This window comes from Microbacterium sp. STF-2, from assembly GCF_034650155.1.
Lineage (GTDB): Bacteria > Actinomycetota > Actinomycetes > Actinomycetales > Microbacteriaceae > Microbacterium > Microbacterium maritypicum_A.
This window is the reverse complement of sequence record NZ_JARKMW010000001.1, coordinates 2,485,805-2,511,818: the sequence shown is the minus strand read 5'-3', so window position 1 is coordinate 2,511,818 and position 26,014 is coordinate 2,485,805. Positions and strand designations below refer to the sequence as shown.

At 68.4% G+C, this 26,014-nt stretch carries 26 protein-coding genes; 7 read left to right on the top strand and 19 right to left on the bottom strand.

Annotated elements, in window-relative coordinates:
• Positions 1-2: 2 nt before the first annotated feature.
• Complete coding sequence (locus MicroSTF_RS12145; RefSeq protein ID WP_322955912.1) at positions 3-1,946, top strand: MSCRAMM family protein; 1,944 nt, start codon at positions 3-5, stop codon at positions 1,944-1,946.
• A gap of 21 nt (positions 1,947-1,967) precedes the next feature.
• On the opposite strand, the gene MicroSTF_RS12140 is transcribed toward MicroSTF_RS12145, so the two are convergent.
• The 12 genes from MicroSTF_RS12140 to MicroSTF_RS12085 all read right to left on the bottom strand — a co-directional run bounded on the left by MicroSTF_RS12140 (position 1,968) and on the right by MicroSTF_RS12085 (position 14,871).
• Entirely contained in the window at positions 1,968-3,734 is a 1,767-nt protein-coding gene (locus MicroSTF_RS12140) for an alkaline phosphatase family protein (RefSeq protein ID WP_322955910.1), read from the bottom strand.
• Positions 3,735-3,801: 67 nt separating this feature from the next.
• Positions 3,802-4,845 (bottom strand): ABC transporter ATP-binding protein, encoded by a 1,044-nt coding sequence (locus tag MicroSTF_RS12135; protein ID WP_322955908.1) that lies wholly within the window; start codon positions 4,843-4,845, stop codon positions 3,802-3,804.
• On the bottom strand, positions 4,845-5,645 hold the full coding sequence (locus tag MicroSTF_RS12130) for an ABC transporter permease (protein WP_029268117.1): 801 nt from the start codon (positions 5,643-5,645) through the stop codon (positions 4,845-4,847). Before MicroSTF_RS12130 ends, MicroSTF_RS12135 begins: the two co-directional genes overlap by 1 nt.
• Positions 5,646-5,647: 2 nt before the next feature.
• Positions 5,648-6,475 (bottom strand): ABC transporter permease, encoded by an 828-nt coding sequence (locus tag MicroSTF_RS12125; RefSeq protein ID WP_021201407.1) that lies wholly within the window; start codon positions 6,473-6,475, stop codon positions 5,648-5,650.
• Positions 6,472-7,551, bottom strand: a complete 1,080-nt coding sequence (locus MicroSTF_RS12120) for an ABC transporter substrate-binding protein (protein ID WP_322955904.1) — start codon at positions 7,549-7,551, stop codon at positions 6,472-6,474. The genes MicroSTF_RS12125 and MicroSTF_RS12120 overlap by 4 nt, the downstream gene beginning before the upstream one ends.
• A gap of 41 nt (positions 7,552-7,592) precedes the next feature.
• Complete coding sequence (locus MicroSTF_RS12115; protein WP_017829890.1) at positions 7,593-8,063, bottom strand: DUF3830 family protein; 471 nt, start codon at positions 8,061-8,063, stop codon at positions 7,593-7,595.
• Positions 8,060-8,818: a gamma-glutamyl-gamma-aminobutyrate hydrolase family protein gene (locus MicroSTF_RS12110; protein WP_051668235.1), complete on the bottom strand. Its 759-nt coding sequence runs from the start codon at positions 8,816-8,818 to the stop codon at positions 8,060-8,062. The genes MicroSTF_RS12115 and MicroSTF_RS12110 overlap by 4 nt, the downstream gene beginning before the upstream one ends.
• Positions 8,815-10,305: an aldehyde dehydrogenase family protein gene (locus MicroSTF_RS12105; protein ID WP_029260807.1), complete on the bottom strand. Its 1,491-nt coding sequence runs from the start codon at positions 10,303-10,305 to the stop codon at positions 8,815-8,817. The genes MicroSTF_RS12110 and MicroSTF_RS12105 overlap by 4 nt, the downstream gene beginning before the upstream one ends.
• 115 nt (positions 10,306-10,420) lie before the next feature.
• Positions 10,421-11,446 carry an Lrp/AsnC family transcriptional regulator gene (locus tag MicroSTF_RS12100; protein ID WP_322955894.1) on the bottom strand — a complete coding sequence of 342 codons (1,026 nt, stop codon included), beginning with the start codon at positions 11,444-11,446 and terminating at the stop codon, positions 10,421-10,423.
• A 98-nt stretch (positions 11,447-11,544) separates the two neighbouring features.
• Complete coding sequence (locus MicroSTF_RS12095; protein ID WP_029268114.1) at positions 11,545-12,186, bottom strand: hypothetical protein; 642 nt, start codon at positions 12,184-12,186, stop codon at positions 11,545-11,547.
• Positions 12,187-12,324: 138 nt separating this feature from the next.
• Entirely contained in the window at positions 12,325-13,752 is a 1,428-nt protein-coding gene (locus tag MicroSTF_RS12090; RefSeq protein WP_322955892.1) for a metallophosphoesterase family protein, read from the bottom strand.
• A gap of 27 nt (positions 13,753-13,779) precedes the next feature.
• Positions 13,780-14,871, bottom strand: a complete 1,092-nt coding sequence (locus MicroSTF_RS12085; protein WP_322955890.1) for a fibronectin type III domain-containing protein — start codon at positions 14,869-14,871, stop codon at positions 13,780-13,782.
• Positions 14,872-15,154: 283 nt separating this feature from the next.
• On the opposite strand from MicroSTF_RS12085, the gene MicroSTF_RS12080 reads away from it, so the two are divergent.
• Positions 15,155-16,582 carry a CCA tRNA nucleotidyltransferase gene (locus MicroSTF_RS12080; RefSeq protein WP_322955888.1) on the top strand — a complete coding sequence of 476 codons (1,428 nt, stop codon included), beginning with the start codon at positions 15,155-15,157 and terminating at the stop codon, positions 16,580-16,582.
• A gap of 6 nt (positions 16,583-16,588) precedes the next feature.
• Here the strand turns inward: MicroSTF_RS12080 and MicroSTF_RS12075 are convergent, their stop codons facing one another.
• Genes MicroSTF_RS12075 through MicroSTF_RS12065 form a run of 3 tightly spaced genes read right to left on the bottom strand, consistent with a single transcriptional unit; the run spans position 16,589 to position 17,932 of the window.
• On the bottom strand, positions 16,589-16,981 hold the full coding sequence (locus MicroSTF_RS12075) for a PIN domain-containing protein (RefSeq protein ID WP_046399039.1): 393 nt from the start codon (positions 16,979-16,981) through the stop codon (positions 16,589-16,591).
• Positions 16,968-17,306, bottom strand: a complete 339-nt coding sequence (locus MicroSTF_RS12070) for a FitA-like ribbon-helix-helix domain-containing protein (RefSeq protein ID WP_322955886.1) — start codon at positions 17,304-17,306, stop codon at positions 16,968-16,970. The genes MicroSTF_RS12075 and MicroSTF_RS12070 overlap by 14 nt, the downstream gene beginning before the upstream one ends.
• Positions 17,307-17,362: 56 nt before the next feature.
• The gene (locus MicroSTF_RS12065; RefSeq protein ID WP_322955884.1) at positions 17,363-17,932 is read right to left on the bottom strand and encodes a dihydrofolate reductase family protein; all 570 of its coding nucleotides are present in this window, start codon (positions 17,930-17,932) and stop codon (positions 17,363-17,365) included.
• A gap of 70 nt (positions 17,933-18,002) precedes the next feature.
• On the opposite strand from MicroSTF_RS12065, the gene MicroSTF_RS12060 reads away from it, so the two are divergent.
• The 5 genes from MicroSTF_RS12060 to MicroSTF_RS12040 all read left to right on the top strand — a co-directional run bounded on the left by MicroSTF_RS12060 (position 18,003) and on the right by MicroSTF_RS12040 (position 22,603).
• Positions 18,003-18,569: a TetR/AcrR family transcriptional regulator gene (locus tag MicroSTF_RS12060; protein WP_029260801.1), complete on the top strand. Its 567-nt coding sequence runs from the start codon at positions 18,003-18,005 to the stop codon at positions 18,567-18,569.
• Between the two features lie 76 nt (positions 18,570-18,645).
• A complete protein-coding gene (locus MicroSTF_RS12055) occupies positions 18,646-19,974 on the top strand; it encodes a GAF domain-containing protein (RefSeq protein ID WP_136024371.1) in 1,329 nt (442 codons plus the stop codon).
• Between the two features lie 109 nt (positions 19,975-20,083).
• Positions 20,084-21,634: an aldehyde dehydrogenase family protein gene (locus MicroSTF_RS12050; RefSeq protein WP_021201420.1), complete on the top strand. Its 1,551-nt coding sequence runs from the start codon at positions 20,084-20,086 to the stop codon at positions 21,632-21,634.
• Positions 21,635-21,701: 67 nt separating this feature from the next.
• Complete coding sequence (locus tag MicroSTF_RS12045) at positions 21,702-22,103, top strand: DUF779 domain-containing protein (RefSeq protein ID WP_021201421.1); 402 nt, start codon at positions 21,702-21,704, stop codon at positions 22,101-22,103.
• On the top strand, positions 22,100-22,603 hold the full coding sequence (locus MicroSTF_RS12040) for an HIT family protein (RefSeq protein WP_136025393.1): 504 nt from the start codon (positions 22,100-22,102) through the stop codon (positions 22,601-22,603). Before MicroSTF_RS12045 ends, MicroSTF_RS12040 begins: the two co-directional genes overlap by 4 nt.
• A gap of 13 nt (positions 22,604-22,616) precedes the next feature.
• Here MicroSTF_RS12040 and MicroSTF_RS12035 read toward each other — a convergent pair whose 3' ends face one another.
• The 4 genes from MicroSTF_RS12035 to MicroSTF_RS12020 are packed head-to-tail and all read right to left on the bottom strand — an operon-like array spanning position 22,617 to position 25,982.
• A complete protein-coding gene (locus MicroSTF_RS12035; protein ID WP_029268099.1) occupies positions 22,617-23,372 on the bottom strand; it encodes an ABC transporter ATP-binding protein in 756 nt (251 codons plus the stop codon).
• Positions 23,369-24,166 (bottom strand): ABC transporter ATP-binding protein, encoded by a 798-nt coding sequence (locus MicroSTF_RS12030; protein ID WP_322955876.1) that lies wholly within the window; start codon positions 24,164-24,166, stop codon positions 23,369-23,371. Before MicroSTF_RS12030 ends, MicroSTF_RS12035 begins: the two co-directional genes overlap by 4 nt.
• Positions 24,163-25,023: an ABC transporter permease gene (locus MicroSTF_RS12025; RefSeq protein ID WP_322955874.1), complete on the bottom strand. Its 861-nt coding sequence runs from the start codon at positions 25,021-25,023 to the stop codon at positions 24,163-24,165. Before MicroSTF_RS12025 ends, MicroSTF_RS12030 begins: the two co-directional genes overlap by 4 nt.
• Positions 25,020-25,982, bottom strand: a complete 963-nt coding sequence (locus MicroSTF_RS12020; RefSeq protein WP_322955872.1) for an ABC transporter permease — start codon at positions 25,980-25,982, stop codon at positions 25,020-25,022. The genes MicroSTF_RS12025 and MicroSTF_RS12020 overlap by 4 nt, the downstream gene beginning before the upstream one ends.
• Positions 25,983-26,014 lie beyond the last annotated feature (32 nt).

Here is a 26,014-nt window from a genome sequence, read left to right as displayed (position 1 = left end):
CCATGCGTTTTCGCCGCAACGGGATCATCGCCGGATCGATCGTCCTCATCGCCGTGCTCGTCGGCGCCCTTCCTGCCGCGGCGGCGGTGACGTCGTGGGCTACGTGGGGCCCGCTCGCCGGCACGAGCGGTGCCTACACGACGACGGTGCAGGTGGCGCCCGATCCTGCGCTCACCGCCACCATGACCAGCGACTCTCGCGCCGGGCAGGTCGGGGTCATCTCCGGGACGTCGATCTGGCTGTCCGAGGGCACACCCATCGGGGCGAAGTACGGATCGAGCAGGGACCAGCCGTACCTGAATCTGCGGCCCAAAGCCGACAACGCGATGAGTCCCTCGACGACGACCTACTCATTCGCCGCACCCACTCCGACCTCGGGATGGGCCTTCGCGCTCGGCGACATCGACTCCGACAGCGTGCGCATCCACGCCGTCGCGCCCGACGGGCACGTGCTGAGTGCCGCCGAGCTCGGCCTCCGAGACCGCTTCAACTACTGCGCCCCGGGTGTCGCCGGAAAGCCGGCGTGCAACGGTGCGGCGGACGACGTCCCGGCGTGGGATGCCACGACCCTCACCCTGACCGGAAACCCCGCGGCCGCCGACACCAACGGCTCCGCGGCCTGGTTCGAGCCCTCGACCCCCATCCGCTCCCTCAGCTTCATCTTCACCCGCCGGGCCGGTCTTCCCGTCTACCAGACCTGGTTCGTCTCGGCAGCGAACGACATCCGAGGCACCGTCACAGACGCGGTCACCGGTCCTCTGGGCGGTGTCGCCCTGACGCTGACAGACGGCAACGGCTCGATCGTCGACAGGACGACCACTGCATCGGACGGCACCTATTCGTTCCCCGGTTTCATCGCCACCGACGGATACCGCGTGAGCGTGACGGCACCCGAGGACAAGATCGCGGTCGGACAGACCACGACCCCGGTCAACCTCAGCGGCGGCAACGCCGAGGGGGTCGACTTCACGGTGCGAGACATCATCCCCTCGCCCGTCACCGGTCTGGTTGTCGACGTGGACGGCAACCCGATGGCGGGTATCGCGGTCACGATCGGCGGACAGACCATGATGACCGACGCTGATGGACGGTATCTGTTCGACATGGTCCTGGACGGGCCGCAGGAAGCGAGCATCGCCCGTCCGACCGGATACACCGTCGTCAGCGCCCCGCCGGGGTTCGTGGTTCCCGCAGACAACGAGGATCTGATCACCCTCGCCGACTTCGTCATCAAGGCGGATCCGAGTCTGAGCGGCGCCGTACGGTGGAATGGAAGCGGGGTGCCCGGCGTCACGGTCACCGCTGTGCTGCAGGGTGGGGACACGCTCACGGCCGTGACCGGAGCGGACGGCGGATATGCGTTCCCGCGCCTACCCGCCGGCAGCTACACGGCGACGATGACGACGCCCGAGGGGTATATCGCCACATCTCCTGTCAGCCGCACCGCACCAGTCGCGGGAACGGACGTCACGGGTGTGGACTTCGACCTGGCGCGGTTGGGGGCCATCGACGGCACGGTGCGCACCGACGGCGGCACTCCCATCGGGGGTGTGGTGATCGACGTGAATGGACCCGGGGGTCCCCAGCAGTACACGACTGGCGCCGACGGCACCTACGGTCTCGGCAGCCTCGCTCCTGGAACCTACGAGCTGAGCGTGCGCACGCCGAACGGCAGCAGTGTGGTCGGCGCGGCGACCCGCACCGTCGTGATCTCCGCTGCCGGCGAGTCCATCGAGGGGCAGGACTTCACTCTCGCGGCGGTCGTCGGCCCACCATCGCCGTCGCCCGGTCCTTCGACCGGAAACGGGAACAGCAGCGGCAGCGGACGACTGCCTGCAACCGGACTCGGACCCGAGACGTTCGCCTGGGCGGCGGGCGGTGCGGTCGTGATCATCCTCGGCGCGACTCTCCTGATCGTCTCCCGCCGGCGCTCAGGGCGGCAGTAGCCCGGTGGCCGCGAGTCGCGGTCAACTGCCGCTCGGCGGACCGAACAGCTCCTCGCCGTGCTCGTGCAGCAGCTTGTACGCGTCGGCGAAGGTCTCCGGCTCCTGCTCACCGGGCTTCCCGTAGCGCGCGAGGAGCAGGCCGAGCAGACCGCGTGCGGGCGGCGTGAGAGGCTTCAGCTGATCCTTCTCTCCGGGCTGTGGTGCCGTGTCCTCCGGGTTGGGCGGCGTGTAGGCCGGGGTGGTCACCGGCCAGTCGGACGGATGCCGCGGCTTGTCGAGGTTGACGACGTTCAGCAGCGTGTTCGCCGACTCATCCCGGTCGTTGAGGGGCGTCAGGCCGTGCAGGCGCGAGAGGGTCGCGGTCACGGATCCGTGATGCATCTCGTCATGGATGATGCTGCCGCGCTTGGTATAGGCCGAGACGGCGATGGCCGGCACCCGGCACCCGAGCCGATCGAAGGTGAAGTCCATCTCACCCGGGCCGGTCTCGGGCGTCGGCTTCGTCACGGCGGGCGGCGGCACGTGGTCGTAGCACCCGCCGTGCTCGTCGAAGGTGATGAGCAGCAGGGTGTTGACGGCGTTGGAGCCCTTCGGGGAAGCGCTCGTGCGCACCGCCTCGTAGATGTCGTGGATGAGGCGGTCTCCGGCACGCACGTCAGAGATCGCACTGTCGAACACGGCCTCACCGTCGACCTCGCTCTCGCGGGGGGAACCGAAAGGAGGGTGGAAGTCGTTGTGGTCGTAAACCATCCGCGGCTCGATGAAGGCGTATGCGGGGAGCGTGCCGTCCTTCGCCTCGGCGTAGAAGTCCTCCATCGTTCCGAAATGATCGGTGCGCCAGTACTTCTCCAGCACCGCCGCATGCAGCATGCCGGTGAACGAGACGAGCTGGAGCTTGTCGATGTAGATCTTCCAGCTCACCTTCTTGTCTTCGAGCCGGTTGAACACCGTGGGCGCTGCCGGCGCATCCAACCACTTCCGGTAGCCGCCTCCGGCCTGGTTGGTCACGAAACCGTGAGACGTGGAGGCGTGGAAGAACGAACGGTTGCAGAAGGTCTGCGAGGGCACTCCGGCGTACCAGTGGTCGAACACCGCGAATTCCGAGGCGAGCGTCGACAGCACCGGCAGCATCTCGGGAGAGAACGAGCCCATGATGTGCGCGGCTTCGTCGGGCCGGGGATCCACACCCTTGCGCAGGCGTCGGAAGTTGATGATGTAGTCCTCGAGGAAACCCGACATCGTGGCCTTCTCGCCGCGCGTCGGGGCGTTGAAGGGCGCGGTCATCTCGTCGACGAAGAGGTCGGCGTTCGTCGGAGGATCGACCGTGCCGAAGATCTGCGTGTTGACGTGCGGGTACTCCTCGCCCGGGTCCGGGTCGGGAAGACTCATGATCCGGTCGGTGTCGCCCTCGTACACGTGCGCGTCGACGACCGTGCCGTCGGAGGCGGTGTTGCTGTAGGAGCCGAATTCCAGACCCTCGAACGTCTCGCCCGCCGGGAGGTCCTCCTTCGAGTACAGGTACCCGAGCAGGTTGTCGAAGGAGCGGTTCTCGCCCATCACGACGACGAGGTGATCGAAACCGGGTTCGCTGCGCGGCGTGAGGGCAGCGAACGGATCAGGATCCGCCGCGAAACCGTCGCGACCGTTACCGGCGATGGAGGCTCCGATGGCCGCGCCGCCGACACCGCCGACCACCGCGCCGGCGAGGGCGGCGCCGCCCACCTTGAAGAAGCCTCGGCGGGAGGCATCGCGGGGGGCGTCGGGGGAGGGGGAGTCTTCGTCGGCCATGCCGCGATCCTACGACGGTGCCGCTCCTCGTCGGAGGGCGTCCTCGGACGAGGAGCGGATCTGTTCGTCAGGCCGCGGCGATCCAGAGCACGGCACCCTCTCGCCAGCCGAGACCGGCCGCACCCTCGGGGATCGGCGCCTCGTGCCGCGGACGCACGACGCGCATCCGCTTTCCCGCGAGCTCGACGATGTAGACGACGTCGGCGCCTCGGTAGACATGGGTGACGACCTCGACACGTACCGGAGCGTCGCCTCCGATCGTCGGGGAGAGCCGCAGATCCTCCTGGCGGAGCACCACCTCGCCGGCGCCATCGGGGCCCGCGCCGGTCATCGGCACCTGGATCGCGGTGCCATCCAATGTCGCCACGGCGCCGGAACGGGTCGCAGGCAGCAGGTTCGCGGCACCGATGAAGTCGGCGGCGAAGGGAGTGCGCGGTGCTCCGTAGAGCTCGGCCGGTGCGCCCTCCTGCTCGATCACACCTGCGTTCATGAGGACGATGCGGTCCGAGAGGCTCATCGCCTCCTCCTGGTCGTGGGTGACGAACACGGTGGTCAGGCCGAGCGTGCGGTGCAGTTCCTTCAGCTCGACCTGCATGTCCTCCCGTAGGCGGGCGTCGAGGTTCGACAGCGGCTCGTCGAGCAGCAGTACGCGCGGCTCGAACGCGATGGCACGGGCCAGGGCGACGCGCTGCTGCTGTCCGCCCGACAGCTGTGCCGGCATCCGATCGGCCAGGTGGCCCATCTGCACGCGCTCGAGCGCACGGATGGCGAGTTCCTTCTGCTCGGCCTTGGTCTTCTCGCCCGACATGCGCAGACCGAAGCGCACGTTCTCGACGACGCTCATGTGCGGGAACAGCGCATAGCTCTGGAACATCATGCCGAGGTGGCGCTTCTCGGGCGGGAGCCCGGTCACATCCTGGCCGGCGATCTCGATCGTGCCGCCGCTGGGCGACTCGAGGCCCGCGATGCAGCGCAGGAGCGTGGTCTTGCCGCACCCCGAGGGCCCGAGCAAGGAGACGAACTCCCCCGAACGCATCGAGATGTCGATGCCCTTGAGCACCTTCGTCCCTTTGAAGTCCTTGGTGAGAGCAGTGATGGTGAGTGTTGTCATCAGACGAACAACCTTCCCAGGCCGATGATGCGTTCGAGCACGATCATGAGGACGACGGTGAGCAGGACCATGAGAGTCGAGACGGCGGCCACGGTGGGCGACGTGCTGAACTCCAGCTGGCCGTAGATGGCGATGGGCAGGGTCTCGAGCTGCGGAGTACGCAGGAAGAGGGCGATGACCGCATCGTCGAACGAGATGTTGAAGGCGAAGAACGCGCCGGCGGCGATGCCGGGGCGGGCGATGGGGAGCACCACCAGGCGGTAGCGGTTCCAGGTGCTGGCGCCCAGGGTGCGTGCCGCCTCTTCCGTGAAGTGGTCGGCCCTGGTCATGACACCTGTGACGGTGCGCATGACATAGGGGATCGCGATCACGACGTGGATCGCGATCAGGACACCCACATTCGGCGACCCGATCGTGAGTGAGGAGATGGACAGTGCGCCGATGGCGAGGATGATCGTGGGGATCGTCAGCGGCGACATCAGCAGCCCCTGGATGGCGGCACCGCCGGGGACCTTGAAGCGGGTGAGGGCGAGAGCGGCTGCGGTGCCGATGGCTGCGGCGACGATCGCGACCGTGATGCCGACCAGCAGACTCAGCCGAAACGGCTCCAGATACGTGTCGGAGGTGAGCGCCTCGACGTACCACTCGAACGTGAAGCCCTGACCGGGAAAGGTCAGGAAGCGGTTCTCGCCGATCGAGGCTCCGGCGACGACCATGAGCGGCACGAGCATGTAGAGCGTCACCACGACGCCGAGGACGATGGCGAGGACCCTGCCGAGGATCGGAACGGAACGGACCATGGTCACACCTTCTGCTTCCCGAGTCGGGACGTCGCTGCGAGCACGAGCATGACCCCGGCGAACAGCAGCACGGCCTGCGCGGCCGCGAACGACCAGTCGAGGTTGGTGGTCGCATCGATGTAGATCGTCTGCGCGAACACCGGGATCTGCGCGCCACCGATGAAGCGCGGGGTGATGAACGAGCTCACCGACAGGACGAAGACGAGCGAGGCTCCGGCGACGATGCCGGGGATCGCGAGGGGGAGGACGACGTGCCACAGTGTGCGCCAGAATCCGGCGCCGAGGGTGCGTGCGGCCTCCTCCAGTTGCGGCCGGATGCCCGAGATCACGCCGAGGATGCTCAGCACCGCGAACGGGAGGAGAACCTGCACCATCGCGATCACGACACCGGTCTCGGTTCCGAGGAAGCCTTGGGTGCCGCTCACGAGGAACTCGGCACCGGGGATCTTCATGAGGAGCCCTGACGGTCCCATCAGGACCACCCACCCGAACGTGCGGACGACGACGCTCGTCATGAGCGGGAGGATCACGACGATCAGCAGGAACGAGCGCACCTTGGATCCGGCGCGCGCCATCACGTAGGACAGCGGGATGGCGATGAGCAGGGTGATCACCGTCTGGATCACCCCCAGGCGGAGCGAGCGCAGCGCCGCCTGGAGGTGATACTCACTCGTGAACAACCGGGTGAAGTTGTCGAGGGTGAACCCGCCTGCCGACGATTGCACGCTCATGAGGAGCATGCCAGCCACCGGGGTGATGAAGGCGAGCGCGAGCAGCACGATCGCCGGCAGGAGCAGGAGCCAGGGCTCCCTACGGGTTCGCACACTCATTTGGTGATCAGCGCATTCCACTCATCGGTCCAGGCCGGTCGCGAAGCCGCGACATCGCCCGGAGCGTAGACGACGACCGTCTCGAGCTCGTCACCCGTCAGCACCGCGTCCGCAGCCTCGTCGGAGAGCTCGGTCTTGGTGTTGACCGGCGAGTACCGCATGTTCTCCGCGAAGACGGCCTGTGCTTCGGGGCGCAGTTCGAAATCGATGAAGAGCTTCGCGAGGTCGGGGTTGTCCCGGCCCTCGACCACGTTCGCCGTGATGAGGGAGGCGGTGACGCCTTCTTCCGGGACGATGAACTCTACCGGAAGGCCGGCGTCCTGCAGCGTGCCGGCGTAGTCCATCGCGTACGGTGCGAGCCACGTGTCGCGCTGGGCGAAGGCGGTCTGCAGATCGGGCGAGGTCGGGACGACGATCGCGTCGCCCGAGGAAGCCAGGGCCCCGAGATCGCTGATCGCCTGCGATGGGTCGTCGATGCCACCACCGAGCGCGTCGGCGACCCGGAGCATCGAGAGCACGCCGTACGTGTTCGAGAAGTCCGTGAGGGCGACGTGCCCTGCGTAGGCCTCGTCGAACAGATCCAACCACGAGGTGGGTGCTGGCGCATCCGCCTCGGTGTTGTACACGAGCCCGATCGGCGCGAGCTGGATGACCGGGCCTTCGCCCCGTTCGAGTCCGGCCGTGGCCAGGTCGATCAGGTCGCCGGTCTCGGAGATTTCGTCGGCGGCGATCGGCGCGATGAGACCGTCTGCGGCCGCGGTGAACTCCTGCCCTCCGGAGAAATGCACGACGTCGATCTGCGGGCTCGCCTTCTGGGCGGTGACCTGCGCGAGGGCGTCGGCGCTGTACAGCGTGATCAGCTCGACCTTCGCCCCGGTCTCCTCCTCGAAGGGATCGACGACGGCCTCGATGAAGGCCTTCTCCCAGTCGCCGCCGAACGACGTGACGACGATGGTCTCGCCGGCGAACTCCTTGTCGCCGGACGATGCGCTGTCGTCACCGGCAGCACAGCCGGCGAGGACGAGGGCTCCGGTGGCGACGAGCGCTCCGGTGGTGAGGATTCTTCGGGTATTCATGCACTGCTCCTTCGGGATGGGTCCAGCACTGAGTAGACGCCTTAGACCAGGCGTCCGATGGTGAGCTGCTTGGCTCCGTCGATGCGGATCGCCGCGCTCTCCTTGGCGAACTCCGCGAGTCCTTCGGTGATGCCGCCCCAGATGTTGACGGGTGTCCATCCGAGCGGGCCGAGAGTACGGGCACCACGATCGTAGAAGACGCCGATCTCGTACCACTCGAACGGCAGCCCACCCATCTGCATGGGTCGCTGCCAGTACCACTGCAGATCACCCGGTGCGGGCACGACCTGCTGGTTCTCGAACGGCACCTTCTCGGGGTCGAAGTTCTGAGCCTCTTCGGGGAGCCCGACCATGACCTCCGGTCCGGCATACATCGCGTGCATCGCCTGCATGGTGACCGGCTTCTCCAGCGCACCCCACATGGCCTCGCAGGTGCGAGGGGCGAGGTCCTCGAACAGGGTGGCGACGGCGCGGACGCCGTTCTCGTACTCGAGGAAGACCTGCTTGGTCATCGTGTTCCTTTCTCCGCAGCGGGGTGTTCCGCTGCTCGTTCGCGGGCGGCCGAGACGAACGCCGTGAACAGCGGCATCTCCTCTGCGGCCTCATCGGGGTCGATCATCTTCTCGGGGTGCCACTGCACTGCCCAGAAGGGCCAGTCGTCGTCGGACTCGACGGCTTCGACGATCCCGTCCGGCGCCCAGGCGACGGAGTGGACGCCGGGGGCGGGAACGTCGATCGACTGGTGATGGATGGTGTTCACGATCCGCTCCCGCGTGCCGTAGAGGGCGGCGAGCCGGCTCCCGTCCGCGAGGACGATCGGATGCCGGGCGGCGAGCTGCTGGTCGGCGGCGCGCACCGGCTGGTGGTGTTCCGTGGTCGGGATATCGATCACGAGGGACCCGCCGAAGGCGATGTTGCTCACCTGCAGTCCGCGACAGATCGCGAGTACGGGGATACCGCGCCGGCGTGCCCCGAGGGCGAGTTCGATCTCGAAGCCGTCGCGCGAGGGGTCGTAGTTCTTCCCCTCCTGCGGTTCGGCGCCGTAGCGCGAGGGGTGCACGTCTTCGCCGCCGGAGAGCACCAGCCCGTCGAGGCGGTCGAGCACCTCGTCCACGCTCGCCGTCGGAGGGAGGAGAACGACGGCACCGCCGGCCGCTTCGATGGGGGCGGCGTACTCCGTGCCCAGGGTGTGCGCCGCGCGGCCGGCCCCGAGATCGGTGTCGATGAACCGGCGCCAGGTGGTGATGCCGATGAACGGGCGCGTCATGAGAGCTCGATCCAGGTCGTCTTCAGATCGGTGAACTTCTCCAGGGCGTGCAGGCTCTTGTCCCGACCGAAGCCGGAACCCTTCACCCCGCCGAAGGGGATCGTCATGTCGCCCTCCTCGAAGCAGTTGACCCAGACGATGCCCGCGCGCAGGCGCCGAGACAGGGTGTGCACGGCGTTGAGGTCGGTGCTCCAGAGCGCGGCGGCGAGTCCGAACTCGGTGCCGTTCGCGATCTCGAGGGCGTCTTCGACGTCGTCGTAGGCGATGACCGAGAGCACGGGGCCGAACACCTCGCGCTGCGCGACCTCGTGCTGGGAAGTGACGCCGAGCACGACCGGGGCGAAGTAGCTGCCACCATCGACGGCGTGGAACCGCTCGGGGCTGCCGGCCGCGAGTTCGCCGCCTTCCGCCTGGGCGCGCTCGACGAAGCCGGCGATGCCCGCGAGCTGCCTCTCGCTGACGATCGCGCCCATCGAGGTCGTGACCTCGAAGGGGTCGGCGGGAAGGGTCGTGCGTGCGACGTCGGCGGCGATCTCGAGGGCACGCTCCCGCTGGGCGCGGGGAACCAGCAGACGCGACGAGGCCGTGCACATCTGGCCCTGGTTGTAGAAGCAGCCGTCGGCGGTGGCCCGCACCGCGCGCTCGAGGTCGGCATCCGGCAGCACCAGGCTCGCGGTCTTGCCACCGAGCTCCGGCCAGACGCGCTTGCCGTTCGACGCCGCCGAATAGCCGAGGAACTTGCGGCCGACCTCGGGCGAGCCCGTGAAGGTGACGACGTCGACGTCATGGTGCTCGCCGAGAGCACGGCCGGCGACCTGGCCGGTGCCGGGTGTGACGTTCAGGACGCCGGAGGGGATCCCGGCCTCGTGTGCGAGCTCGGCCAGACGGAGCGCCGAGAAGGTGGTGTGCTCGGCGGGCTTGAGCACCACGCTGTTGCCGACCGCGAGAGCGGGGGCGAGCTTCCAGGCGGTCATGGTCAGGGGGAAGTTCCAGGGCACGACGGCCGCGACCACTCCCGCCGGTTCGCGGGTGACGAGCGCGAGGCTGCCCGGGGCGGTGACCGGCATCTCGTCGAGGACCTTGTCCGCAGCCTCGCCGTACCAGCGGAAGCAGTTCACGACGGCGCGGAGCTCGGTCTGCAGCGCCTCGCGCAGGGGCTTGCCCATCTCGAGCGAGATGGTGAGGGCGAGCTCTTCGGCGTTGTCGTGGATCCTCTGGGCGAACGCGATCAGCAGCTGTCCACGCTCGCGGGGAGCGATCCGCGACCAGATCCCGGAGTCGAATGCCGCGCGCGCCGAGCGCACAGCACGGTCCACATCGCCCACCGAGGCTGCGCTGATCGGCGGGAGCGTCCGTCCGTCGCGCGGGCTCACCGGCGTCAGTGGCTCGGCCGAGCCCTCCTCCCACGCACCGTCGATGAACAAGCGCGTGCGCAGGGGCAGCGTCGCCGCGCGATCCGCCCAGTCGTCTCCCGTTGCCGTGAACACGGTCGTCCTCTCCAGGGGTGATGGCCCTGGAGAGGATACTTGCCCTATTTCGCCACTAGGTCAAGCGTTGAAGAACGATCTCGCCATTTCGTTACATGCCAGTAACAGAATCGGACTACAAACGAATTGCGCCGGTGGGCATGTCCTTCGCCAAGGCCTCAGGGGCCTCGTCGACGATCAACGATCCGCGCAACACCGGAGTGATGACCACCAGGGACTCCACCACCTCGAGACCTTCGTGTCCTGCCACCGCCGGTCCGGTGAGGAACTCGTAGAACTCGTCGGCGTCTTTCACGAGCACGTTGGCGAGCAGTTGCGAGGTGCCGGTGGTCGCGGCGATGAACTTCACCTCGGGCGCTGCCGCCAGGGCGGTTCCCACTCTCTCGAGGCGCGCCATCGGCACCCGGAGCCAGACGAGCGCCTCCAGTCCCAACCCGAACAGACTCGGCACGACCTCGGTCCGCGGATGCATCAGACCGCGACGGCTCAGGGACTCCATCCGGCGCCGGGTGGTCGTGACGTTCAGTCCCAGCGATCGGGCAAGCTGAGCGACCGGCATCCGTCCGTCCTTCAGCAGCAGCCGGATGAGCGCCTCTTCGTCCGTGCTCAGAGAATCGGCGGGGTCGACCTCGGATCCGGACGACTCGTCGAGCATGCGCGCCTGCTCGTCGGTGAGCACTCCCGCGCGCCAGTCGTGCCCCGAGCGGAAGAACTTCAGCACCGTCGTGACATTGATCGAGTCAATGCCGTCGAGCTCGGGGAAGTCGGTGAAGAGCAGCTCGCGGATGGAGGCGTCATCGTGGGGGAGCAGCATTCCGGCGATGTCGCTACTGCCCTCGAGCACCGAGACCGAGGACGCGTCCGCCCGCCGCGCGAGCGTGCGTGCCACGTGCCACAGGGCATGGGGCTCGGTCGTGATGCGGAACAGCACCGCGCGGGCGTGTAGGACGCGGGCCGGGTCGACGTAGGTGGAGACGCGGACCAGTCCTCGATCCAGCAGCCGTTGGCCTCGACGGGCGACCGTGCGCTCGGGCAGATCGACCACGCGAGCGATCTCGCCCCACGACGCGCGGCCGTTCACCTGCAGGGCCGCGGCGACGATCCGATCGGTCTCGTCGGCGATCACATCATTCGCGGACACTTGCTCTCCTTCACCGGGGACGGACTCGGGTGAAGGCTATCTCAGTCGGCGGTTCCGTCAGGCGATGGGGAGTCTTGTCGACAGCGTCCGGATTCGCGTCAGATGTCGCTGAAGTCGTTGCCTCCGCTGCTGAGGCGGGTCACGACATCGCCGGTGATCTTGAGGTCGATGTACTCCACGCCGACTTCTCCGGGATTCACGAGGGATGACGTGCCGGGAACCTCTCGCACGCCGATGCTCAGGTAGTCGGCGACGCCGTCGCCGTCTTCATCCCAGCCGTCCACCGCTCCTGCGGCCATCGCCTCGGCGCGCGTGGAACCGATGCCGATGCCCTCCGGGGTGCGGAATATCACACCGGGGGCATCCGCCGACACGACCAGGTCGATACGGGTCTCGCGGACCGTCGCCTTCGTGCCCTGCCAGTCGTATCCGGAGTACACGGCGCCGTAGGGGCCCTCGACGGTTCCTTCCGTCGGAGCCGATCCGAAGGCGTCGGTGAGGGCGGCGACAGCGCCGTCAGGGTCGTCGTACGCGATCACGGCGCCGTCGTCGACCGAGAGGCCGTCGACCGAGATCTCGACGACCCGGTCCGCAGGCGTGGGGGACGGAGAGGCGACCGGCGACGATGACGATGACGGCGTCACCGAACCGTCTGTGCTCGCCGGGGCGCAGGCGGTGAGCGAGAGGCCCAGGAGTGCGGCTGTGGCCGAAGCGAGGATGAGGCGAGAGTGAGGGCGCATGTCCAGAGCGTAGGGGTGTGTGGAGGAGGGGATGGCTCCCCGTGAGCAGCGGAATCCGCATCGTTATCGATGGGATATCTGTGCAGGGAAAGAGGGTGCCGGCCTGTCCGAAGACGGCACGGCACCCTCTCGTGCGGACTACTCCGCCTCGGTCGTCTCCACCGCGGCGTGACGGCGACGACGGCGCATCGCGAACAGGCCGAGGCCGGCGGCGAGGAGCACGACGGCTGCGACGATGTACGGCGCGCTGTCGGCACCCGTGGTGGCGAGGTCGCCGCCTGTCGAGCCGCCGTTGCCCGGTGCCACCGCTCCGCCACCGGCTGCCGCTGCTACGGTGAGGGCCGCGGTGACTTCGGTGCCGTCGGGCAGGATCACCGCGAGCGTGTGCGCGCCAGCCGGGGTGTTCGCCGGGATCGTGACCGTGCGCTGGAAGGATCCGTCCGCACCGGCGGTGGCCGTGCCCAGCTGCACCGGGTCGGAGCGCAGCTCGAGTCGCAGCTGCGCGCCCTCCGCGAAGCCGCTGCCCGATACCGTGACCGTGCCGCCGGCCTTCACGGATGCCGCGCCGAGCTCGACCTTGGCCGGAACCTCGGGTTCCGGCGTGACCGGAGGCGTGACGCCGGCCTCGGTGACCCACTTCTCCCCGGCATCCGACTTCGTCACGGTGAACGTGTCGTAGACGGCGCCGACGGGGAGTTCGGTCGTGGCGCCCGGCTGCTTCTCGGCGAGGTAGGACCGGTAGACCAGCTGGTTCTTCGAGACGTCGATGACCTGGTAGGTCGTCACGCCCTGCCCGCGCAGCACCTGGGTGGCGCCGTTGTTGGTCCAGACGTTCTTCTCGGGGGTCTCGAGGTCGTAGTGCTTCGCGCCCGAGTTCGACACGACGTAGACCGGGCCGGTGGTGAGGCCGGTGGTCTCGGTGGCATCGGTGTTCACGTAGCCGCGAGCGTAGGTGTGGTCGTGGCCCATGAGCACCAGGTCGATGTCGTTGCGCTGGAAGACCGGGAGCCACTCGGCGCGCAACACCGGCTCGTCGCGACCCTCGGATGCCGAGAACACCGGCTGGTGGAACGTGACGACGTTCCACTTCGACGGGCTGTTCTGCAGCAGCAGGTCGAGCCAGGCGCCCTGGAAGCGGGTCCACAGCGTGCCGATCTGGGACGACGGGCACTCCGTGCCCGTGCAGGACGGGAGTCCGGCCGGGGTGAGGAAGGTCGTGTCGCGGGTGGCGTTCAGCGTGATGAAACGCACGCCCTGGTAGTCGGTGTAGTACGCGGTCTCGGCGGCGAACGAGCTCCAGTGGTCGAAGAACGCGCGGTACTGCTGCGCCACGGCGGAGTCGCCCTTGGCGAGGTCGGCCAGCTCGCCGATCGAGCTCGTCGACGGGTTGTTGCGCGGGTATTCGAACGCGGCCTTCCACGCCGTGAGCAGCTTGTCGCCCGAGTATTCGTGGTTGCCGGGGGCGGCCATCACGTTGGTGCGGACGGCCGAGTCCTTCATGCCCTTGAACCAGTTGACCCACTCGTTCTCGTTGCTCGACGTGTTGATGAGGTCGCCAGCGTGCACCGAGCCGATCGACCGGGGCGCGGCGGCTTACGCCTGCTTCACGACGCTCGGCCACGTGGTGTCGAGGCCGATCTGCGCGTCGCCGTAGTAGATGAACTGGAAGTCGGTCGCGGACGGATCCGCGGTGCGGAAGGTGAACCAGTCGCTCCAGCTGCCCGGGAGGCCGACGCGATAGCGGTACTCGGTGGCGGCGGTGAGGCCGGTCACGGTGGCCGAGAAGTGCTTGTTCGGGTTGCCGTTCACGACACCCGCGTCATACGCGTCGACGGTGCGGGTCTCGCCGCCCGCCGAGGGCGCGATCTCGACCTGTCCGACCGTGTGCGAGGCGTCGCCGGCGAGCCAGGAGAACGACTGCGAGACGGCAGGCTGCTCGGTCGGGGTGAGGATGACGCGGGTCGGCGGGGCGACGACCGGGGTGCCGGGGGCGGATGCCTTGACCAGGGTCAGTGACGACATGTCGAAGAAGATGTCGGAGCTGGTCTCCCGGTCCTGGAACAGCGAGACGGCGATCGTGTTGGTGCCGTCGTGCAGCAGGTCGCCTTCGGCGCTGAAGGTGCTGGTGAGCGGGTCGCCGTTGCCGTCTCCCGCGTACTCGACGTTGGTGGTGTCGGTGATGCGGCCGTCGACGTAGCGGGCGACCTCTTCGCCGTTGATCCAGACGATGATCGCGTCGTCGTACGTGATAGTGCTCTGGAGGGCCGCGACCTGCTCGGCGACGCCCGCTTCGAGCTCGAAGGTCGTGCGGAAGAAGTAGGTCGGGACGGTCGGGGCCGCCGTGCCGTCGAGGTAGTGGTTCAGAAGGGTCTTCGGCGTCTGCGGACCGACCGGTGCGAGCTTCCCGCCCTTCGCGCCGAACGAGCCGGCAGCGGTCTTCCATGCACTGTCGTCATAGGTGGGCAGCGTCCAGTCGCGGAGCGCCGCCGGTGCGGGAGACGGGTCGGAGCCGTCGTCGAGGTAGTGCCAGGAGGTGTCGCCGGTGATCAGCGATCCCGTCGGCACCTCGGGGTCGGGTGCGGCGAGAGCCGCGGGGGCGACGACGGCGCCGCCGAGCAGGGCGAGGAGCGCGACGGACGTCAGTCCGCGACGCCGCCACCGCACCGCAGGGGTGGGGGAGGTCATGTCAGTCCTTCGAGGTGGGGTTTCCGTGCTCAGCCGCACGAGGCCCCTCCACTCCATCGAAGACGGATGACCGGCGTCTGACCCCGAAGGGAAGGGCGGGTGAACTCCGCGACCGACGCTCCTTCGGCCGAAACGGAGACCGACGTCGCGGGGACCGGCGTGTCGAGGGGTGGCGCGCCGGCGCGCGGGCGGACGGTCTGGGTTTTCGCAGAAGGGCTCGGAGAAGAGGCAGGGGCAGCAGACGGCCCCGGCACGAACGGCTCACCCCGGTACGCTGGAACCCATGCTCAATATGGCTGACGGCCTCGCCCGTCTCGGTGCGCTCGCCGAGAATCCGGTCGTCCGCACCCTCGCGACGGCGTTCGAGGAGGCCGGCTTCGATCTGGCCGTCGTCGGCGGTCCGGTGCGCGATGCGCTGCTCGGACGCGCGACCCATGACCTCGACTTCACGACCAATGCCTCGCCCGACGAGATCCTGACCATCGTCACGCCGATCTCGACCGCCCAGTGGGACATCGGCCGGGCGTTCGGCACGATCGGCGCGCGCGTGCAGCGCGAACAGGTCGAGATCACGACGTATCGCGCCGACAGCTACGACGGTGTGACCCGCAAGCCCACCGTGGAGTTCGGCGACACGATCGACGGCGACCTCGTGCGCCGCGACTTCACCGTCAACTCCATGGCCCTGCAGGTGCCGTCGGTCAAGCTCATCGACCCGACCGGTGGCGTGGAAGATCTGATCGCGGGTGTTCTGCGCACCCCGGCGGACCCCCGGATCTCATTCGGCGACGACCCCCTGCGCATGCTGCGCGCCGCCCGCTTCAGCGCCCAGCTCGGCTTCCGCGTCGAAGAGGCCACGGCCGAGGCGATCGCCGAGCTCCGCGAGACGCTGAAGATCGTGAGTCCGGAGCGCATCCAGTCCGAGCTCGTGCGCCTCATGCAGACCGACGACCCGGTGCGCGGGATCCGCGTGCTGGTCGACACCGGGCTGATCGACGAGTTCCTGCCCGAGGTCACCGAACTGCGCCTCGAGGTCGACGAGCACCACCACCACAAGGACGTCTACGAGCACTCGCTCACCGTGCTCGCCCAGGCGATCGAGCTCGAGCACTTCCGGCACCCCGGCGCCGCGCCCGACGTGCCCCTGCGCATCGCCGCACTGCTGCACGACATCGGCAAGCCCCGCACGCGCAAGCTCGAGGCCGGGGGAGTCGTCACGTTCCACCACCACGACGTCGTGGGCTCGCGGATGGCGCGCAAACGGCTGCAGGCGCTGCGCTTCGACACCGAGACCACGAACGCCGTCGCCACGCTCATCGAGCTGCACCTGCGCTTCTTCGGCTATGCCGAGGGGGCCTGGACGGATGCGGCCGTGCGTCGCTACGTGCGCGATGCCGGCGATCTGCTGGAGCGCCTGCACATCCTCACCCGCGCCGACGTGACCACGCGGAACAAGCGCAAGGCCGGTCGTCTCGCGAGCGCCTACGACGACATCGAGTCGCGCATCGCCGCACTCCGCGAGCAGGAGGAGCTCGACGCGATCCGTCCGGAGCTCGACGGCAACCGCATCCAGCAGGTGCTCGGCATCAGCCCCGGACGCGAGGTCGGCGAGGCGTACCGGTTCCTCCTCGACCTGCGCCTGGACGAGGGCGTGCTCGGGCCCGATGTCGCCGAGCACCGGCTTCGGGAGTGGTGGGCCGCGCGCGGCTGACCTGTCTCATCGCAGTTCGGGGACGATGATCTCGACGTCGCCGGACACGAGCTCGAAGTCCTTCGGGTTGAAGGTGAGGAGGGCGGCGCCGAGTGCGTAGGCGTGCCCGGCCAGCATGAGGTCCTTGCTCCGGGCATGTGCGGGACGGGTCAGGATCACCTCCGACGCAAGGCGGGCGTATCCCTCCGCGGCTGCCCGATCGAACGGCAGCCAGTCGGCTTCGAGGAGTGAGGAGAGGCGCATCAGTTCGTTGCGGCGGCTGCGGCGAAGAACCGGATCCGTCGCACGCTCGACTCCGAGCTGAAGTTCGGCGTAGACGATGGCGCTCAGAGCCACGTCGTCCGGGGGCAACTGCACGCTGTCGAGCTGGATCAGCACGTTCGTGTCAAGAAGAATCACGACTCTCCCACGGGTCCCGGAGCGGTTCGAGGAAGAAGGGATTCTGCCTGTCCGCCTCCAGCTCCTCCGCCCATGCCCGACGCATCCTGTCATGTTCCGGGGTCGACGGGTTCGCATCCACCCTCGCCATGATCTCGCTTGATGGGACCGACCATCGGCGCGGACGGGCCATCCGCTGCGCCAGGTCGGCTTCGAGCCCGCTCGCGCTGTTCTTCGCCAATCGCGTGAGCACGTCGCGCACCTCGGCCTCCATCGAGCGGGAGTTCTGTCGGGCACGCTCCTTCAGCGCGTCGACGACATCGTCGCTGAGATTCCGGATGGTCACGGTCGCCATATTCCGCCTCCTGACAGCAGAATGCTAGCAGGAAGATATCTCTCGCATCACCCCTCGCGCCGACGCTCCAGTTCGGTGAACACCACGCCGCTTTCGTAGGCAACGGTCTGCACAGCATCGAACCTCTCGGGGCGATACGGGCGCTCACCGAACAGGGGGATGCCCGAGCCGAACAGCAAGGGCTGTCGTTTGAGGACGAGTCGGTCGATCTCGTCGGCGAGTGTCGCCGCCAGGGCGCCCCCGCCGCAGAGCCAGATGGCGGCGCCGTCCTCCTGTTTCAGTCGCCGCACCACCGAGACGGGGTCTTCGGACGTGACCTGCAGGTTCTCGGCCTCTGCGCTCCTCGTGCGACTGAACACGATCTGCCGAAGGTGCGCATAGGGGCTGGAGACCCCGCCGACGGCGTAGGTGTTCCATCCCATCAGCACCGTGTCGAAGACGTCGCGGTTCTGTGCGATCCCGAGCGCTGCGGCCGCGGCGGTCGGGAGGGTGTCGGCGAAGCGCCGATTGATGCCGTCCATGTGGTCGCCTTCGACGAGGAACGCGTCGAACTCGCCGTTCGGGCCGGCGATGTAGCCGTCGAGGGTGACGGCGGCGTAGTACACGAGTTCTCGCATGATGCTCCAATCACTACATTTGTCGCAGTTACACTACAACAGGCGTAGTGATTGCGCTAGTCTTCTTCCTATGGTCAAGAACGACTCCCGGCGGCGGGCGATCGCGGATGCGGGGCTCACGGTGCTCGCACGGGAAGGGTCGAGAGGTCTCACGCACCGCGCGGTCGACGTCGCCGCGCGGGTTCCGACCGGCACCACATCGAACTACTTCCGCAGTCGGGACGCCTTGATCGAGGGACTCGTCGAGCGAATCGGAGAGCGACTCGCTCCTACGCCCGAGGATCTCGAGCGCCGCGCGAACGTGCCACCCGGCCCCGCGCTGTTCGCCGACTACATCCGCGACATCGTGCGAAGGCTGACCGAGGATCGAGACGTGACGCTCGCCCTGTTCGAGCTGCGACTCGAAGGCGGCCGACGCCCCGAGGTCGCCGCCGTGCTGGGCGCCTGGCAACGTGCCGGCTTCGACGGCGACATCGCCTTCAACACCGCGGCAGGGCTCCCGGGCGGACGGCGCGAGATCGCGCTTTTCCACTACGCGATCGACGGACTGCTGCTCGACCGGCTCACCACGCCGATCGATCCGGACACCTCGACGGACGAGGTGATCGACGACCTCGTCGCCGGCCTCCTCCGTTGACGCGGTGAGGTGTTCCCTCGGGGCCGCGCTGCTCGTACACTGAGGCAACGCACGCTCTCGACGATCGGAGACCGCTGTGTCTGCGCCGTGGCAGGTATCCCGCGAGTCCCTCCCCCCGACATCGCGACTGCTCATCGAGCGTGCGCACGAAGAGCTGCTCGCCGGCAATCTCGACGACCGGCGCCTGCAAGAGGTGCGCCCCCTCGTCCGCGAGTCGTGGGAGAGGTCGTGGCGCGGTCGGGTCGGACCCGAAGGCGCTCCTCCGCTCGAACTGGTCAGCGACGAGCTCGAGGCCTACCGCCTCGCCCACCCTCTCGCCTCGGTGATGGACATGATCCGTGCGCTGCTGCTGCCCGGCGAGGCGGAGGACACCGGAGTGATCATCGCCGTCGGCGACCAGGCCGGACGCCTGCTCTGGATCGAGGGGGATGATCAGCTGCGCTCGCTCACCGACGGCATGGGCTTCGTTGCCGGTGCGAACTGGTCGGAGGATGCCGTCGGCACGAGCGCCCCCGGAACCGCGCTCGCCCTCGGCCAGTCGGTGCAGATCCGCGGCGCGGAGCACTACAACCGCCTCGTGCATCCGTGGTCATGCACGGCTGCGCCCGTCCGCGACCCCGAGACGCAGCGTGTGCTCGGAGTCATCGACATCACCGGAGGCCCCGAGGTGGTCTCGCTGCAGGCGCGACTGCTGGTCGATGCGACGGCCCGCGCGGTCGAGGCGGAGTTGATGGTGGCTCGTCTGCGCCGACGGAGCGAGGAGTCCCGGCCGCGAACCAGCGTGACGAAGGGACGCATGCCGGCGACCGCGCGCGCGACGCTGCATGTGCTCGGCCGGGATCGGGCCCGCCTGGAGACCGAGTCCGCACACGACGAGTCCATGATCGAGCTCAGCGCACGCCACGCGGCGATCCTGCTGATGCTGGCCGTGCACCGCCAGGGTCTCTCGGCCGAGCGCCTCTGCGAGCTCGTCTACGGCCCGGGCGTCTCGCCCGACACGCTCCGCCCGGAGATGGTTCGCCTGCGCAAGGTGCTCGAGCGCACGGCCCCCGATCTGGTGCCCGAGTCGCGCCCGTACCGCCTTCCCGTCGCCGTCGATACCGACGCACATGACGTGCTGTCACTGCTCGATCGCGGCGCGCACCGGGTGGCGCTCACCGCCTATCGGGGTCCGGTGCTCCCCGAGTCGACCTCGCCCGGCGTCGAGGAGTTCCGGGAGTCGGTGAGGGGAGCGCTCCGCGAAGCGATGTTGTCCGAGGCGAGTCTCGACGTGCTGCTCTCCTACGCAGAGATCCCCGAGGGGCAGGGAGATGCCGAGGCACTCCGTCTCGCGCTGGAGATGCTCCCCGCCCGGTCGCCGAAGCGCGCAGGGCTCGTCGCGAGGATCGAGCGCCTCGAGGCCTGACCGCGGCCTGCAACCGGGCGCAACGTTGCGCATCGGGGCGCAACCCCGGGCGACCTACCTTCGGAGAAGAGCCGCTGCACCGACGCGCGGCCCCGTCGAAGGAGACCCCATGAGCATCGTCGAAGAAGACGTGTCCCTCGCCTACGCGGCCCCGGGCCAGCCGGGCGCGCTCGCGAACTACCGGCCGCGCTACGGCCACTACATCGGCGGCGAGTTCGTCGAGCCCGTGAAGGGCCAGTATTTCGAGAACGTCAGCCCCGTGAACGGCAAGGTCTTCACCGAGGTCGGTCGCGGCACGAGCGAAGACATCGACCGGGCCGTCGAGGTCGCGTGGCAGGCGTTCGCGACCTGGGGCAAGACCAGTCCTGCCGAGCGATCCGTGATCCTCAACAAGATCGCCGACCGGATCGAACAGCACCTCGAGGAGATCGCGGTCGCCGAGACCTGGGAGAACGGCAAGCCGGTGCGCGAGACCCTCGCCGCCGACATCCCGCTCGCCGTCGACCACTTCCGCTACTTCGCCGGCGTCCTGCGGGCGCAGGAAGGCGGCATCAGCCAGCTCGACGAGAACACCGTCGCGTACCACTTCCATGAACCGCTGGGTGTGGTCGGTCAGATCATCCCCTGGAATTTCCCGATCCTGATGGCGGTCTGGAAGCTGGCGCCCGCGCTCGCCGCGGGCAACTGCGTCGTGATCAAGCCCGCCGAGCAGACACCGGCATCCCTGCTGTTCCTGTTCGAGATCATCGGCGACCTGCTGCCGGCCGGCGTCGTGAACATCGTGAACGGGTTCGGTATCGAGGCGGGCGCTCCGCTCGCGCAGCACAAGCGCATCCGCAAGGTCGCCTTCACGGGCGAGACCACGACCGGTCGCCTCATCATGCAGTACGCCTCGCAGAACCTGATCCCGGTCACGCTGGAACTCGGAGGCAAGAGCCCCAACGTGTTCTTCGAAGACGTCGCGCGTTCGACCAGCGATCCGTTCTACGACAAGGCGCTCGAGGGCTTCACGATGTTCGCGCTGAATCAGGGCGAGGTCTGCACCTGCCCCTCGCGCGCACTCATCCAGCGGTCGATCTACGACGGCTTCCTCGCCGACGGGCTGGAACGGGTCGCGAAGGTCGTGCAGGGCAATCCGCTGGATCCGGCGACGATGATCGGCGCGCAGTCGTCGAACGATCAGCTCGAGAAGATCCTCAGCTACATCGACATCGGCAAGCAGGGCGGTGCGCGACTGCTCACCGGTGGCGAGCGGGTCGATCTCGGCGGCGATCTGAGCGAGGGCTTCTACGTCGCACCGACCGTGTTCGAGGGCACCAATGACATGCGCATCTTCCAGGAGGAGATCTTCGGTCCGGTGCTGTCGGTCACCTCGTTCGACGGCTTCGACGACGCGATCTCGATCGCGAACGACACCCTCTACGGACTGGGTGCCGGCGTGTGGAGCCGCAGCGGGGACACGGCTTATCGTGCAGGACGAGCGATCGAGGCCGGACGCGTCTGGACGAACACGTATCACCAGTACCCGGCGCATGCGGCGTTCGGCGGGTACAAGCAGTCGGGCGTCGGGCGCGAGAACCACAAGATGATGCTCGACCACTACCAGCAGACGAAGAACCTCCTCGTCTCGTACGCGGAAGGGCCGATGGGCTTCTTCTGAGCTCGTTCCCCGGGCGGGCGCTGCTCCCTCAGCGTCCGCCCGGCTCCCTCCCCGGAAGGCGGCAGTCATGGTCAGCATCGGCACCTATCAGCGCGTGGACGTGACGGAGGCGGCGGCCGCACTCGTGCGTGAGCTGACCGCACAGCACGGGCCGCTCATGTTCCACCAGTCCGGCGGCTGCTGCGACGGCTCTTCACCCATGTGCTATCCGATCGGGATGTTCATCACGGGGCCGGGCGACGTGCTGCTCGGTGCCCTCGACGTCGGACTGCCGCAGACGGTGGAGGTGTTCATGTCGGAGTCGCAGTTCGAGTACTGGAAGTACACGCACCTGACCATCGACGTGGTGCCGGGTCGCGGTGCGGGATTCTCGGTCGAAGGCCCGACCGGGATGCGATTCCTGATCCGGTCCCGGATGCTGAACGACGCGGAGCTGGAGTACTTCGGCTTGTCGACGCGAGCGGTGTGAACGGCGCGATGGAGGCTTCTGGTTACGATGAGCCGATGTGGTGGACGGACGAGCAGTGGTCGGAGCTCATCGATCCCGCGCGGTGTGGCATGTGCGCCGACGCTCACCTGGAGGAGAACGAACACAGCATCCTGGTGGGTTCCACCGAGGCCACATACTTTCGTCTCGTGCGAAATCAAGCTCACGCCGGTTATTCCGTGGTGATTCTTCGTGAACACGTCACCGACCTCGATCGGCTCGATGCGCTTCAGCTCGATGCTTTCTGGCACGACGTGCAGCGCGCGGGTAAGGCGGTCGGCGCGGCGTTCACGCCCCGAAAGATCGACTACCTCGTGATGGGGCATCGCGCACCGCACCTGCACTGCCATGTGTTCCCGCAGCATCGAGACGATGACCCGCTTCGGAATGTGGATATCGCGGAGGGGCCTGTGTACCTGTCGGCGTCCGAATTGGGTGGTTCCGTCGCCGCTCTTCGCGAGACGTGGCGGGACTTCGCCTGACCCCGCCCGGTGCTCAGCGCGGCAGCCGCGGCACGGCATCGACCAACGCCCGCGTGTACGGGTCCTGCGGTTCGTGCAGCACGGCCGGGGTGGCCCCCTGCTCGACCACGCGGCCGTTCTGCAGCACGAGCGTGCGATCACAGGCCGAGGCGATCGCGGTCAGGTCGTGCGACACCATCACGAGCGACAGGCCGTTCTCGCGGCGCAGCCGGTCGAGCAGCTCGAGCACCTGCACGCGCGTCGTCACGTCGAGGGCGCTGACGGGTTCGTCGGCGAGCAGCACCCGGGGGCGTGAGACCACGGCGCGCGCGATCGCGATGCGCTGGCGCTGCCCACCGGAGAACTCGTGCGGATAGCGGCGCGCGGTGTCGGCGGGAAGCCCGACGGAGTCGAGCGCCTCGGCGATGCGGCGTTGTGCATCGGCGCCGGATGCCAGACCCAGCGAACGGAGCGGTTCGCCGATGATCCGGTCGATGCGTTGGCGCGGGTCGAGAGACGAGTACGGATCCTGGAACACCGGCTGCACGCTCGCGCGGAAGCGACGCATCTGCGCCCGGTCGCGCAGTGCGAGCGGGGCATCCTCGAACAGCACCTGTCCATCGCGCGGGGCGGCGAGTCCGAGCAGCAGTCGCAGGATCGTCGACTTGCCCGCGCCCGATTCGCCGACCAGGCCGAGGGAGTCGCCTTCGTCGATGCGCAGCGACACGTCGTCGAGCACGCGGCGGGACCCGTAGGCGAAGCCGGCACCGCGCAGTTCGAGCAGGCTCATGCGCCGACCTCCCCGGCGTCGAGGAAGGCGTCGAGTGCACGGGCGCTGTCGACCAGCATCCTCGTGTACGGCTCGGCGGGCTCCTGCAGCACCTGCGCGACCGTGCCTGCTTCGACCACGAGTCCGTCGCGCAGCACGACGATGCGATCGACCATGCGCGAGACGACGGCCAGATCGTGGCTGATGAACAGCAGCGCCATGCCTCGTTCGTCGACCAGGCGTTCCATCAGCGCGAGCACCCCGTCCTGCACGGTCACGTCCAGTGCAGTCGTCGGTTCGTCGGCGATGAGCAGTTGCGGGCGAGCCGCGAGGGCGACGGCGATCGCCACCCGCTGACGCTGGCCACCCGAGAGCTCATGCGGGTAGGCGCGTGCGATGCGGGCGTCGGACAACGCGACCTCGTCGAGGGCAGCCGCTACCGCAGAACGCAGCTCTGCCCCGCGCAGCCCGAGATGGCGGCGCAGCGGTTCGGCGATCTGGCGGCCGACCTTCATCAGCGGGTCGAGCGCGGTGAGGGGCTCCTGGAACACGATCTGCGCGACGGGTCCGCGCAGCGGGCGGAGGTCGGCGTCGCGGGCGTCGATCACCTGGTGGCCGTCGAGCAGCACCGAGCCCGACGCGCTGAGGGCATCCGGCAGCAGCCCGGTCACGGCCAGGGAGGTCAGCGATTTGCCCGAGCCGGACTCACCGATCAGGCCCAGGCGCTCACCGGGCGCGAGGGAGAAGGAGACATCGCGCACGAGGGTGCCCGCGCCGGAGCGGACTGTGAGGCCGGAGACGTCGAGGATGCTCATCGGCTCCTCCTGCGGGTCGGGTCGGCCAGGTCACGCAGACCGTCGGCGAGGAAGTTCACGCCGAGCACGAGCGCGATGATCGCGACACCCGGAGCGATCGCGCCGACGGGGGCGGTGAGCACGGTGCCCTGCGCCTCCTGCAGCATCCGCCCCCACGATGCGTTGGGCGGCGGTGCTCCCAACCCGAGGTACGACAGGCTCGCCTCGGCCAGCACGGCTGCGCCGAACTGCAGCGCCAGGCTCACGGCGAGGGTAGGGGCGATGTTCGGAAGCACGTGCTGGGACACGATGCCCAGCACGCTCGTGCCGCTGGTGCGCGCGGCGGTGATGTACTGCTCCTGCAGCACGCGACGCGCGAGGATGCGCGTGAGGCGGGCGACGACCGCCGACATCGCGAGTCCGATCGCGAGCACCGCCGACCACAGCGACGCTCCCTGTACGGCGACGACCAGCATCGCGAGCAGGAGGACGGGGAACGCGATCACGACATCCAGTCCGGCCGAGAGCGTGTCGTCGACCCAGGGGCGCGCGAATGCGGCGAGAAGCCCGACGACGGTGCCGAGGATTGCCGCGATCGCGACGGCGCAGGTGCCGACGATGAGGGCGATACGTGCGCCCCACATCAGCTGAGAGAACAGGTCGCGTCCGAGTCGATCCGTGCCGAGCAGGTGCAGGGAACTCGGGCCTTCGAGCCGTCCGCCGCTGGTGTCGGCGAGCGGATAGGGGAGCCAGAACAGCGAGACCAGGGCCATGAGCACGATGAGGCCCGTGAGGACGAGCCCGATGATCAGGGTCGCCTTCGGCCGCCGGCGCACGGGCACGGACGCGGTGATCAGCTGTCCGGCGACGCGGCTCATCGGTTCCCCGAGACGCTCGTGCGCAGGCGCGGGTCGATCAGGCGCTGCACGATGTCGGCGGCGAACCCGACCAGCATCACGAACAGGGTGCTGACGACGAGGACGCCCTGGATGACCTGGAAGTCATGCTGTTCGATGGCCGACAGCAGCAGGCTGCCGAGTCCCGGAAGCGTGAAGACGCTCTCGACGACCACCGCGCCGAGAAGCGTCGTCGACAGTTCGATGCCGAGCACCGCGACGACGGGCACCGCGCCGTTGCGCACCCCATGCCGGAGCAGAGCCTCACCCATGCCGGAACCACCGGCGCGGGCGGTGCGCAGATAGTCGCTGCCGAGCACGTCGAGCGTCGCCGAGCGCACGTATCGGCTCAGGGAGGCGCTCATGACGATCACGATGGTGAGGATGGGCAGCGCGAGCGAGCGCAGTGCATCCGTCGGATCTTCCCAGTCCTTGCGGGGGAATCCGCCGGACGGCAGAGCACCGAGGCCGAGCGCGAACACCCAGACGAGCACCACGCCGACCCAGAACACGGGGACCGCGACACCGAGCTGTGCGAAGCCCGAGAGGGCGATGCCGTACCAGCGGTCGGATTTCACGGCGGCGGTGATGCCGATGACGAGGGAGACGAGCAGCGCGATCGTGAAGGCGATGAGGGTGAGCGGAAGCGTCACGGCGAGACGGTCGGCGATGTCGGGCCCGACGGGGCGCGAGCTCAGGAACGATTCACCCAGATCGAAGCGGAGCACCTGGCCCGCCCACGTCGTGAACTGCTGCAGCAGCGGCTGGTCGGAGCCGACCTGAGCGCGCGCGGCATCGATCTGCTCCGGGGTGGCGTTCACCGAGAGCAGGGCGTTGGCCGGGTCGCCGGGAAGCAGGCGCAGCAGAACGAAGATCGCGACCATCGCGACGACGAGCGATACCGCGAGGAACGCGAGGCGGCGCAAGAGGTAGGCGAGCATGGCTTCTCAGGATGACGTGGGGGATGCCGACG